Source organism: Mangrovimonas aestuarii, from assembly GCF_028767185.1.
Taxonomy (GTDB): domain Bacteria; phylum Bacteroidota; class Bacteroidia; order Flavobacteriales; family Flavobacteriaceae; genus Mangrovimonas_B; species Mangrovimonas_B aestuarii.
This window is the reverse complement of record NZ_JARACK010000001.1, coordinates 540993-553171: the sequence shown is the minus strand read 5'-3', so window position 1 is coordinate 553171 and position 12179 is coordinate 540993. Positions and strand designations below refer to the sequence as shown.

Genomic DNA, 12179 nt, shown 5'->3' with positions numbered 1-12179 from the left:
TATGGAAAATTTCCAACTTGTAAACATCTAAAAGATAAGTTTGTTCGTACTTACTAATAAGTATAACTTAAAAACCCAAATTTATGAAGTATTTAAAACAAGTGAGATTAGCATTTCTTGCCATGTTGTCACTTAGCCTTTTTAACTGTAATGACGATTCTGGGAGTAATTCCAGCAATCCTGTGGAGCAAGGTTCTGCAGAACTTAGCTTTAGATTGGTCGATGAGCCAGGTGATTACGACAATGTTTTTGTAAATGTACAAGACGTTATGGTGAAAGTAAATGATGAAAGTGAAGGAGAATCAGGATGGCAGAGTCTGGAGGCGATCAATACAGGTGTTTATGATTTATTGGAGCTAACAGGTGGTATGGATGTCCTATTGGTTGATGGGTACGAAGTGCCAGCGGGAACATTAAATCAAATCCGTTTAGTTTTAGGAGAGGAAGGAAACGAGATTGTAGTTGATGGAGAAACCCATCCTTTATCTACTCCAAGTGCTCAACAGTCTGGATTAAAACTTCAAGTTAATGAAACTTTAGAGGATGGTTTTACTTATAATTTTCTTTTGGATTTTGATGTAGACCAATCTATTGTTGAAGCTGGTAACTCAGGTCAATATATTTTGAAGCCGGTTATTAATGTAAGTACCGAAGTGTCTTCAGGACAGGTTCAAGGAGCTGTAACTCCGTTTGATTTTCAGGTGATGGCCTCTATTGAGGTTGATGGACAAATTATCTCTGCTTATGCTAATGAAAATGGTGTATTCGTACTTAATGGTGTGCCTGCTGGAACATATAATGTGGTAATCACTCCAGATTCAGAATCAGGTTATGCTGAAACGGTTGTAGAAAATGTTACCGTTGTTAATGGAGAAATTGTAGATTTAGGAACTATTGAACTTCAACTTATCCCAGCTACGGGTTCAATTGGTGGAATCATTACAAATGAAGGTGTAGTTGTTACAGCTTCAGTTGAAGTAGATGGGGAAATTATTGCTATGAATACCGATGAGGCTGGTGCCTTTTTGTTAGAAAATCTTCCTGTAGGAATTTATACTGTAACCTTAGCCCCGGCAGAAGAGTCTGGGCTGACTGATACAGAAATTATAGATGTAGAAGTTACAGAAGGAATGGTTACTGATTTAGGAACCATTACGTTAGAATAATTTTAACGACTACATAAAAACAATTGTTAAAGCGCGGTGCCTAAAGGTGCCGCGCTTTGCTTTTTAACCAATCGTTAACAGCGCCTCAGAAAAAAAATTAACAATTTGCAATGCTTAATTATGCTAACTATATTCGGAGTCATAAAAAACATTCAAACATATGGAAGATTTAAGTACTGTTGACATCAAGAGTATAAACGAAAAAATAGAAAAGGAAAGTGCGTTTGTCGATCTTCTTACCATGGAGATGAACAAAGTAATTGTTGGACAAAAGTACATGATTGAACGTTTGTTGATAGGATTGTTGGGCCAAGGTCACATTCTGCTGGAAGGAGTGCCTGGATTAGCAAAAACCTTGGCTATTAATACTCTGTCTCAAGCTGTAGATGGTAGTTTTAGCCGTATTCAGTTTACTCCAGATCTATTACCAGCCGATGTTATTGGTACGCTTATTTACAACATAAAAGAAAACGATTTCTCGATAAAAAAAGGACCAATCTTCGCAAACTTCGTGTTGGCCGATGAGATTAACAGGGCCCCAGCTAAAGTGCAGTCTGCATTACTGGAAGCCATGCAAGAAAAGCAAGTCACGATTGGGGATGAGACGTTCATTTTGGATAAGCCGTTCTTGGTAATGGCAACTCAAAACCCGGTAGAACAGGAAGGGACCTATCCATTACCAGAAGCCCAGGTAGACCGTTTTATGCTTAAAACTGTTATCGATTACCCTAAACAAGACGAAGAACAGTTAATTATTAGAGCAAACCTTAAGGGAAGCTTTGAGAAAGTAAATTCGGTGGTTTCTCTAGAACAAATCCTTAATGCTCAAAAAGCGGTTAGGGAAGTATATATGGATGAGAAAATTGAGAAATATATTCTTGATATCATCTTCGCTACCCGATACCCAGAAAAATATAACCTATCAAGTTTAAAGCCTTTAATTTCATTTGGAGCATCTCCAAGGGGAAGTATCAATTTGGCTGCTGCTGCAAAATGTTATGCTTTCATTAAACGTCGTGGGTATGTAATCCCAGAGGATGTTCGTGCTGTGGTGCACGATGTATTGCGTCACAGAATTGGAATTACTTATGAAGCAGAAGCTGAAAACATCACTTCGGTAGATATTATCAATAGCATTGTAAACGAGATTGAAGTACCATAGATTACAGATTTAGATTAAAGTGCTACGGTTAAAGTAACTGTAAAACCTCAAAGCTCGAATCGTAAATTCACCCATGGATACTAAAGAACTACTCAAGAAAGTACGGAAAATAGAGATAAAGACACGCAGATTGTCTGATCACATTTTTGGAGGAGAGTACCACTCTACTTTTAAAGGCAGAGGAATGACTTTTTCTGAAGTGCGTCAGTACCAATTTGGGGACGATGTACGCAATATCGATTGGAACGTTACAGCTCGCTATAACGAACCTTATGTTAAGGTGTTTGAAGAAGAGCGTGAACTTACCATGATGTTAATGGTAGACGTTTCTGGTTCGGAATGGTTTGGAACTACCAACCAGTTTAAAAATGAAATCGTTACAGAAATTGCTGCAACCTTAGCGTTCTCGGCAACCCAAAATAATGATAAGATTGGGCTGATATTGTTTTCCGATGCTATAGAGCTTTATATTCCTCCAAAAAAAGGACGCTCGCATGTCCTTCGTATTATTAGGGAGCTCATCGAGTTTGAGCCTAAAAGTAAAAAGACTAATATTAGTGAAGCTTTAAAGTTTTTGTCGAATGTAATGAAGAAAAAAGCCATTGTGTTTTTACTTTCAGATTTCATTACGGATGAGTATAAACAAACCTTAAAAATCGCTTCCGGAAGACATGATGTTACCGGAATACGGGTTTATGATAAAAGCGAAGAGGCTATCCCCAATTTGGGAATGGTACAAATGGAAGACGAAGAAAGTGGAGAGTTACTCTTAGTAAATACGTCTTCAAAAAAGGTTAGACAGAACTATTCAAAATATTATAACGAAAGAGTAGAGTATTTTAAAGATAGCTTTGCTAAAGCTGGAGCTGGACAAATGAATTGCCGAGTAGACGAAAGCTATGTGAAAAAATTACTCGGGTATTTTAAACGCAGAGGATAAATGAGATACCTATTGAAAACAATGCACAGAACACATAAACCATTTACAAGCCCCAACGTTTTGCCGTTGGTTGTATTTTGTCTGTTTTCATCACTGTCCTTATTTGCTCAAGAAGTAAAGTCTTCAATCGATTCAACTTCGGTAAAAATTGGGCAACAAATAACTTATAGGGTTGAGGTAGAGACAGATTCTACAGACTACGTGGTTTTTCCAGAAGGGCAAACCTTTATGCCTTTGGAGATGATTGAGTCTTTTAAAATTGATACAACAAAACAGGATGCCAGATATAAATTGATCAAGAGATACGGATTAACCCAATTCGATTCTGGCCATTATACAATCCCACGACAAAAAATAACAATAGGCAGTAAAGAACTTTTTACAGACCCTGTTAAGGTTGAAATTCGAGAAGTTGCTATAGATACCACCAAGCAAGGGTTGTACGATGTCAAACCGATGATAGCAGTAGATAAGCCTATGGGTAATTGGTGGAAATACTTATTGATTGCCCTTTTGGTGTTTTCGGTTATTGGTGGGCTGCTTTACTGGTTTTTGTGGCGTAAAAAGCCATTGACCGAAGAAGAAGAAATAGCATTATTGCCTCCATACGACAGGGCTAAATTGGCGCTGAAAAAATTAGATGAAAGCGGGTATTTAGAGCGTTCTGAGCTTAAAAATTACTACTCAGAACTAACTCTGGCAATACGAACCTATCTTGACGAAAAAGTATACGATCACGCTTTGGAAAGTACAACCGAAGAATTGATAGGTCGTTTAAACTTGCTTCGTGAAGGACATAAAATAGAACTGAGCACTGAAACCATAAGGAATCTTGAGGCTATTTTAAAGCGTGCCGATTTGGTGAAATTTGCAAAATCTGAAGTGGATCTAGAGTTGGCAAAACTAGATAAGGAAACTATCGATTCTGAAATTGACCACGTTCGAGAAGTGTTGCCCGAACCAACAGAGGAAGAGAAGTTACAGGATAAAACGTATAAGGAAGAACAAGAGCGTAAACATAAGCGAAAGAAGATTATCATCACTTCAGTGGTTGTTGTGCTTATTGCTTTGATGACTTTTACAGGCTTTGCAATAAAATACGGAGCAGGTTATGTTAAAGACACCATTTTGGGGCATGATACCAAGGAGCTTTTGGAAGGCGATTGGGTAACTAGCGAATATGGTATCCCTCCAATCAAAATTTCTACACCCAAAGTTCTTAAGCGTGTGGAAATGTCACTTCCAGAAGAATTTAAGGATAAGGTTAAAACAACTACTTTTTCCTACGGAAGTATGTTAGACTTTTTTGGAGTTACGGTTTCTACCGCTCGTTATGATTTTTCTAAAGACCAGCAGCAAACCGAAGAAAAGGATAAACCTACAATAGACTTGAGGCAAGCTTCGGAAGCAGCCATCAGAGAATTGGAGGCTCAAGGGGTTAGTAATCTTATGGTAATGCAGGAAAAATATTCAACAACCAATGGTATAGATGGCCTTAAAACTTATGGTACTGCAAGTTTACCTATACCCAATAGCGATAATTTTGTTGAAGGCGAATATATAATTCTTCAATTTGCAGGAGAGAATGTGCTCCAGCAGCTTACTATGTATCGTAAGAAGGATGATGCTTATGCAGAAAAGATTATAGACCGAATTTTAAATTCTATTGAACTTAAAACAAGAGAAGAATAATGTTAGAAGGCATTGAGTTTGTAAATAAAGAGTTGTTTTGGTTGTTGCTGCTAATACCATGTGCTGTTGTATGGTATTGGTTCAAGCATAATAAGCAGACTGCAGAACTAAAAATGTCCAGCATAAAAGGATTTAAAGTAACTAATAGTGTGTTGCCCAAGCTAAGACATGCTTTATTTGTTTTTAGGTTAATCGCACTTGCGTTGTTGATTACTGCTATTGCAAGGCCCAGAACTGTAGATGTTTCCACAAAAACAAAAACAACCAGAGGGATAGATATTGTTATGGCTATAGATGTGTCGGCGAGTATGTTGGCACGTGATTTAAGACCAAACCGATTGGAGGCATTAAAGTTAGTGGCAGCCGATTTCATAAAAGGACGTCCAAACGACCGTATCGGATTGGTGGAATATGCAGGAGAAGCTTATACTAAAACCCCTATTACAAGTGATAAGGCTATTGTGTTGCGATCTCTTGATGAAGTAAAATACAATACAGTAATAGAGGGAGGAACAGCAATTGGGATGGGATTAGCTACGGCTGTAAATCGTCTTAAGGATAGTAAGGCTAAAAGTAAAGTGATAATTCTCTTGACGGATGGGGTTAACAATGCCGGACAAATAGATCCTAAAATTGCAGCAGAGTTAGCTGTGGAATTTGGCATTAAAACTTACACCATTGGTTTGGGAACAAATGGGATGGCGTTATCTCCTGTTGCTTTAAAGCCTAACGGAAGCTTCCAATATGGGAGGGTTCAAGTGGAGATTGATGAAGCTCTTCTTAAGGAAATTGCAGAAGCTACCGGCGGAAAGTATTTCCGAGCTACAGATAACCAAAAGCTTGAGGAGGTTTACGATGAAATCAATAAGCTGGAGAAAACAGAAATAGAAGAATTTAAATTCTACAATTACGAAGAAAAGTTCAGACCATTGGTATTATTGGCTGGACTGTTGCTTATTTTGGAATTGTTACTGCGCAACACAGTATTCAGAAGCTTCGTATAAGTAGTAACTAAAGTAGAATAGTACGATGGATTTTTATCAATTGGAACAGAAAGTATGGTTTTGGGCACTGGCGGTTATTCCTTTAGCTGTCCTGATCTTTTTGGTGCTTCAATTTTGGAAACGCCGTACCCAAAAACGATTTGCAAATTCAGATTTGCTGAACCGGTTAAGCCCTAACAAGTCGATCTTTAAACCCATTTTAAAGCTTATTGTTTGGTGTTTAGCAATAGCGAGTTTAACTATAGCTATGGTAAACCCTAAAATAGGTACTAAGGTTGAGACCGTTAAGCGTGAAGGGGTTGACATTGTATTTGCGGTAGATGTTTCCAAAAGTATGTTGGCTGAGGATGTTGCGCCCAACCGTTTGGAGAAAGCCAAGCAGCTGGTAACGCAAATCATCAACAATTTAGCGAGCGACCGTATTGGGATTATTGCTTATGCAGGGAAAGCTTTTCCTCAGCTACCTATTACTACAGATTATGCATCGGCAAAGATGTTCCTTCAGAATATGAATACCGATATGTTGTCATCACAGGGAACAGCTATCAACGAAGCGATTGAATTGGCTAAAACCTATTACGATGATGATGAGCAAACCAATCGGGTTTTGGTCATTATTTCAGATGGTGAAGATCACAGTGAGGTAGCAGCCGATGTAGCGGAAGAAGCCGCAAAAGATGGTATTCGCATTTTTACAATTGGTGTCGGAGATGTTAAAGGGGGGCCTATCCCAATTAAAAGAAATGGGGTTGTGCTTAATTATAAAAAAGACAAACAGGGAGAGACTGTAATAACACGTTTGAACGAAGAGACTCTCAAACAAATAGCCGATGAGGCCGATGGGGTTTATATCAATGGACGTAATACCAGTAAGGTGGTAGAAGAGATCAAAGAAATTCTCAACAAAATGGACAAAACAGAATTTGAGGCTAAACAATTTGCCGATTTTAAAGACCAATTCCAATGGTTTCTGGCATTAGGAATTGCTTTGCTGTTTTTGGATATTTTTCTTTTGGATCGTAAAACGGCCTGGCTTAAAAAGTTAAACTTATTTAACGAAGACAGTTAAGGTTAATCAATCATTGTAAGAACTTTAAGAAAACATTAAAATAAACTTAACCATTAGTTTTATAGCTTTATAAAGTAATCTGTATGAGATATTTAATAACATATATTGTCGTTTTTATTACATGGACTTCCTTTTCACAAGACGAGGATAAGCAAGAGCTTAAGGCCATTTTGAAAGCCGATGAGCATGTTTACGAAGGAAATGAAGCTTATGAGGAAGATGATTTTGTAAGTGCTGAGATTGATTACAGACAAGCCATTTCAGAACATTCAAACCATACAGCTGGAGCATATAATCTAGGGTATTCTTACTACCAAAAAGGGCATTTCGATGAGGCGCTTTATAGAAACCAGCAGGCCGCTCAATATGCTGAGAACAAAGCTGATAAGCACAAGGCTTTTCACAATATGGGAAATATATTCATGAAAGAGAAGAAGTGCAAATTAGCAGTTGAAGCTTTTAAAAATGCCTTGCGAAATGATCCTTCAGATGATGAGACCCGTTACAATTTAGCTTTGGCAAAAGACTGTGCCAAAAACCAGCAAGATCCTCCTCAGGAAGAAGATGAAGAAGGCGATAACAAAACGAAGAAAGAACAAGAGAAAGAGGAAAAGGATAATAATCAGCAAAATCAAGATCAGAACCAACAGCAAGATCAAAAAGACGACAACGATCAAGGCGATCAGGATAAACAAGAAGGAGAACAAAATAAGGACGAGGAAGGAAAACCTAAAGAGGATAAGAAGGATGACGGAAAAGGAGAGAGGGATAAGCAGCCTCAACAGCCTAAGCAACAGCCAGGGCAATTGTCTCCTCAACAGGTGAAGAATATCTTGGAGGCGATGAACAACCAGGAGCAAAAAGTTCAGGAAAAAGTTAATGCCGAAAAAATGAAAGGAGCCAAGCTTCCTACTGAAAAAGACTGGTAAACGATTACGAACCCAATATGTGGTTTTTGAAATATAAAGCGTATATGAAATTGATTAAACACATAGCATTACTTTTATTCATGTTGAGTTTTACGGTGGCTTCGGCTCAGGTGAAATTTGAGGCCAAAGTGAGTAAAACAAAGCTCGGCGTTAACGAGCGCTTACGTGTAGATTTTGAGATGAACGAGGATGGTGATAATTTTAATCCACCTGGATTTACAAATTTTACCGTTGTTGGAGGCCCAAATCAATCAGTTAGCCATTCATGGGTAAATGGAAAGCGAAGCTTTTCTAAAACGTACAGTTATTTCTTGGCACCGAAAGGTCAAGGGACATTCACTATCAATCAGGCTACAATAGAAATAGAGGGTCAAGTTTATAAAACAACACCTGTCACTGTAATTGTTACCAAAGCTGTTGACAAGCCTAGGGATGGCAATGATGCGGAATATATTGCTTCGGAAAACATCCACTTAGTTGCTGAGGTCTCAAAGTCTAATCCGTATTTAAACGAAGCTATTACTGTTATTTATAAGCTATACGTTGCTCCTAACACAGGTGTAAGCAACTGGAGGGAAATAGATAACCCAAGATATAATGATTTTTGGAGTCAAGCAATTGATGTAAAAGGGTTAAAAGTACAGAATGGAACTTATAAAGGTGAAGATTATCGTTATGTGGTTTTACGTAAAACAGTATTGTATCCCCAGCGGACGGGTAAACTCGAAATTGAACCTTTGAGTCTGGATATAACTGTTGAAGTGCCTACAAATCGTCGTGATATTTTTGGCAGTAGATTAACGCGACAAGTACATAGGACTATTTCTGCAGGTAGTCGAACTATTAATGTGAAACCATTGCCAGAACAAGGTAAGCCAGCTGATTTTACAGGAGCTGTGGGGAGTTTTGATTTTAAGGTAACACTATCCAAAGACCAGCTTAATGCTTCAGAGTCGCTTAAGGCAAAAGTGGAAGCGTCAGGTAACGGAAATTTAAAGCTTTTCGAACTTCCTAAGCTTACTTTGCCTAGTTCGCTTGAGGTTTACGAACCAGAGAAAAACGATAATATTAGAACCACTCTCAATGGAATGCAAGGTTACCGAAGTGAAAGCTATACGGTGGTGCCCCAGTTTAAAGGAAAGTACCCAATACCACGAATTTCGTTCTCGTATTTCAATCCTAAAACAGAAAGCTATAAGCAAATCTATTCTGATGAACTGATTATAGATGTTAAGCAAGGGCCGTTAAACGATTCAGGGGCTGGTAATTCAAATATTGCATCAGGTGGAATCAAACAGCCCGTTGAGTTGAATCAAGATCAGTTTTCATTCATCAAAACCAAAACCAATTTAAGATCAATGACAAACGGAGATTTCTTTAACTCAGGTTGGTTTTGGAGCAGTCTCTTGCTGCCGTTATTAGCCATTCCTTTGGCAATGGTCGTAAGAAAGAAAAAAGCCACTAGAGAAGCCGATGTGGTTGGTAATAAAGTGAGAAAAGCAGATAGGTTAGCCAAGAAATATTTAAGTGCTTCTAAAAAGGCGTTGGGCAACAAGGAATCGTTTTATGTTGCGTTGGAAAAAGCATTACATAACTATTTAAAAGCCAAATTACAGATAGAGACCAGCGAGTTCAGTAAGGAAAAGATAAGTGAATTATTGTTTTCAAAATCCGTTGAGAAAATTACGATAGATGAATTTATAGAACTGCTGAACAGTTGTGAGTTGGCGCGATATACCCCAACTACCAATGTAGCCATGAAACAGGATTATGATAAAGCAGCAAGAACCATTTCATTAATTGATAAACAGATTGTTTAAGATGAAACAGCTATTATACATTATTGTCATTTTGTTTGGAGCAGTAGGCTTGGCTCAAGAGAAATCATTGTTCGATGCTGGAAATACTCTGTATAATGAGGGTAAATATGCAGAAGCCATAGATAAATACAAGCAGGTTTTGGATGCAGGTATGCATTCGGAAGCTTTGTACTTTAATCTTGCCAACGCCAATTATAAACTAAACAATATTGCACCTAGTATTTATTATTACGAGAAGGCATTACAATTGGCACCAAACGATAAGGAGATAAAGAATAACTTGTCATTTGCCCAAAACATGACCATCGATGCAATCGATACCATTCCGCAGACAGGTTTGTCCAGAATTTTCAATAATGTTACCAATGTAATGGAATTTGACAATTGGGCCATTTTTGCAGTAGTTTTTATGGTATTGTTTGTTGTGCTTTATTTGGTATACTACTTTTCTTATTCTACAGCTAAAAAGCGTGTTGCTTTTGTGGGAAGTCTATTGGTTTTATTCTTTTCCTTAACGACCTTAGGATTGGCGTTTCGCAAATATAATTTGGATGCAAATAATAAGCCTGCAATTGTTTTTGTAGAGGAAACCCAAGTAAAAAGTGAGCCTAATTTAAGAAGTCAGGAGCTCTTTAAGTTGCATGAAGGGACCAAAGTGCAAATTTTAGATACTGTAAGCAACTGGAAAAAGATTAAGCTAAGTGATGGTAAAACAGGCTGGATATCCAAAGCAGATATAAAAGCTTTATAAAATACAATTTAGCCTATTGGATAATCAAGTTTTTGGTGATTCTTGAAGAGGCTAGCTTCGAAGTGAGGATGCCTAGTATTCCTATCGTCAGTGCTACGATAAAAAGGTTTTCCAATTTAAAACTTACCGGGTATGGTAAAGTTGAAGTAATCATCACTAAACTGAATGTTTTTTGCAGCCATACTATCATAACTCCTAAAAGTAACCCAAAAACACCTCCTAAAAGCGTCATTAGGCTGCCCTGAATAAAGAATATGCGTCTTATATTATTAACGGTTGCTCCGAGATTGTAAAGCGTGTGCAACGTTGCTTTCCGATCTAGTATCATCATGATTATTGAGCCTATCACATTGAATAAGGCAATAATCAAAATTAGGGTAAAAATCAGGTAAACGGCCAAATTCTCTGTGTTTAGCATTTTATAAAGCGCTTCATTAAGCTGAATGCGGTTTTTCAAAACTACTTTATCCCCTAAAACCGAAAGAATTTCTTCCCTTGCTTCTCCTTCGTCAACTCCAGGTTGTAGTTTAAATTCTAATGCAGTGAGTTGATTGGGAGCAAAGCCCAATAGCTCACGAGTCATTCCAATAGGAGCAAAAACATAGTTGTCGTTTAGGGTTTCGTTAATGTCGAATAGACCAACATTAAAACCACGAACACGATTAAAAGCTTGGCTGACAGAAGATATTTGTCCTGTTCCAGTTTTTGGAACGTAAACCCCAATGGATTTTCCATAATCCAAAACGCCCATGCCTAATTGGTAAGCAATGCCTACACCTGCAATAGTTTGGTAGGTGTCCTGGTGTAACCAGCCCCCTTGAAACATAATGGAATCTACAACACTTACTAGGGTATATGTGCTATCAACCCCTTTAATGTAAGCCGCCTTTTTTTTATTGTCGAAAACAAAAATGGCTCCTTCCTCAATTACCTGCGAAAAATTGGCAACACTTTTAAGTTTTTTAAGCTTGATTAATTCCTCAGGAGTAAGTGTATAGGATTTACCTGTTTTCGCTGTGGCCTTAAGGTCTGGGTCTACTAAAGAGGTAAATTGTAAGGAGAAATCCCTAAGCCCAGAAAAACCTGAAAGGACAATGAATAACGCTGCCGACCCTAGTACTATACCAATGGCTGCAATAATGGTTATATAGTTTATAGCATTATTGCTGCTCTTAGAGCGTAAATACCGTTTGGCAATGTATAAGGGGAAATTCACTTAGGATTTTTTTCTGTCATCCAATAAATCCGGATTGGTAATAGGGTTGTCTTTTCCTTTTAAAGACTGTTCTATACGGTCAATGTATTCCAAAGAATCGTCAATAAAAAACTCAAGTTGAGGCATTCGTCTCAATTGGTTTTTGGTACGCTGTGCCAATTCATGTCTTATGGCTGGTGTGTTGGCGCGAATATCAACAATTAAATCCTTGGCTTTATCGTTTGGGAAAATACTTAAATATGCTTTGGCTATGGAGAGATCTACCGTCACCTTCACTTTGGTTACCGAAATAATCACACCACGCAAACCACTATCGTTAGTTGCACGTTGAAGTACATCGGCTAGATCACGTTTTAAAACGTTTCCTATTTTCTTCTGTCTGTTACTTTCTTCCATAGCACAAAAATAGTCGATATTTAAAGATTATATT

Annotated in this window: 11 protein-coding genes; 9 read left to right on the top strand and 2 right to left on the bottom strand. The window is 37.9% G+C overall.

Annotation, left to right across the window (positions count from 1 at the left end; translation table 11 throughout):
* The first annotated feature begins 83 nt into the window (after nucleotides 1-83).
* From PWU04_RS02550 to PWU04_RS02510, 9 genes are all read left to right on the top strand, one after another.
* The gene (locus PWU04_RS02550) at nucleotides 84-1166 is read left to right on the top strand and encodes a DUF4382 domain-containing protein (RefSeq protein ID WP_274474229.1); all 1083 of its coding nucleotides are present in this window, start codon (nucleotides 84-86) and stop codon (nucleotides 1164-1166) included.
* 160 nt (nucleotides 1167-1326) lie between these two features.
* Entirely contained in the window at nucleotides 1327-2328 is a 1002-nt protein-coding gene (locus PWU04_RS02545) for an AAA family ATPase (protein ID WP_274474228.1), read from the top strand.
* A gap of 73 nt (nucleotides 2329-2401) precedes the next feature.
* Nucleotides 2402-3268, top strand: coding sequence for a DUF58 domain-containing protein (locus PWU04_RS02540; RefSeq protein ID WP_274474227.1), 867 nt, complete (start codon nucleotides 2402-2404; stop codon nucleotides 3266-3268).
* A gap of 21 nt (nucleotides 3269-3289) precedes the next feature.
* Complete coding sequence (locus PWU04_RS02535) at nucleotides 3290-4960, top strand: BatD family protein (RefSeq protein WP_406600936.1); 1671 nt, start codon at nucleotides 3290-3292, stop codon at nucleotides 4958-4960.
* Entirely contained in the window at nucleotides 4960-5964 is a 1005-nt protein-coding gene (locus PWU04_RS02530; protein ID WP_274474225.1) for a vWA domain-containing protein, read from the top strand. The genes PWU04_RS02535 and PWU04_RS02530 overlap by 1 nt, the downstream gene beginning before the upstream one ends.
* 25 nt (nucleotides 5965-5989) lie before the next feature.
* A complete protein-coding gene (locus tag PWU04_RS02525; protein ID WP_274474224.1) occupies nucleotides 5990-7033 on the top strand; it encodes a vWA domain-containing protein in 1044 nt (347 codons plus the stop codon).
* Between the two features lie 83 nt (nucleotides 7034-7116).
* The gene (locus PWU04_RS02520; RefSeq protein ID WP_274474223.1) at nucleotides 7117-7962 is read left to right on the top strand and encodes a tetratricopeptide repeat protein; all 846 of its coding nucleotides are present in this window, start codon (nucleotides 7117-7119) and stop codon (nucleotides 7960-7962) included.
* 44 nt (nucleotides 7963-8006) lie between these two features.
* Nucleotides 8007-9782, top strand: coding sequence for a BatD family protein (locus PWU04_RS02515; RefSeq protein ID WP_274474222.1), 1776 nt, complete (start codon nucleotides 8007-8009; stop codon nucleotides 9780-9782).
* Between the two features lies 1 nt (nucleotide 9783).
* On the top strand, nucleotides 9784-10533 hold the full coding sequence (locus PWU04_RS02510) for a tetratricopeptide repeat protein (RefSeq protein WP_274474221.1): 750 nt from the start codon (nucleotides 9784-9786) through the stop codon (nucleotides 10531-10533).
* Nucleotides 10534-10546: 13 nt separating this feature from the next.
* On the opposite strand, the gene PWU04_RS02505 is transcribed toward PWU04_RS02510, so the two are convergent.
* Together PWU04_RS02505 and rbfA are read right to left on the bottom strand one after the other, a co-directional pair.
* Nucleotides 10547-11749, bottom strand: coding sequence for an ABC transporter permease (locus PWU04_RS02505; protein ID WP_274474220.1), 1203 nt, complete (start codon nucleotides 11747-11749; stop codon nucleotides 10547-10549).
* Entirely contained in the window at nucleotides 11750-12145 is a 396-nt protein-coding gene (gene rbfA / locus PWU04_RS02500) for a 30S ribosome-binding factor RbfA (RefSeq protein ID WP_274474219.1), read from the bottom strand. It abuts the gene before it with no gap.
* Nucleotides 12146-12179: the final 34 nt, after the last annotated feature.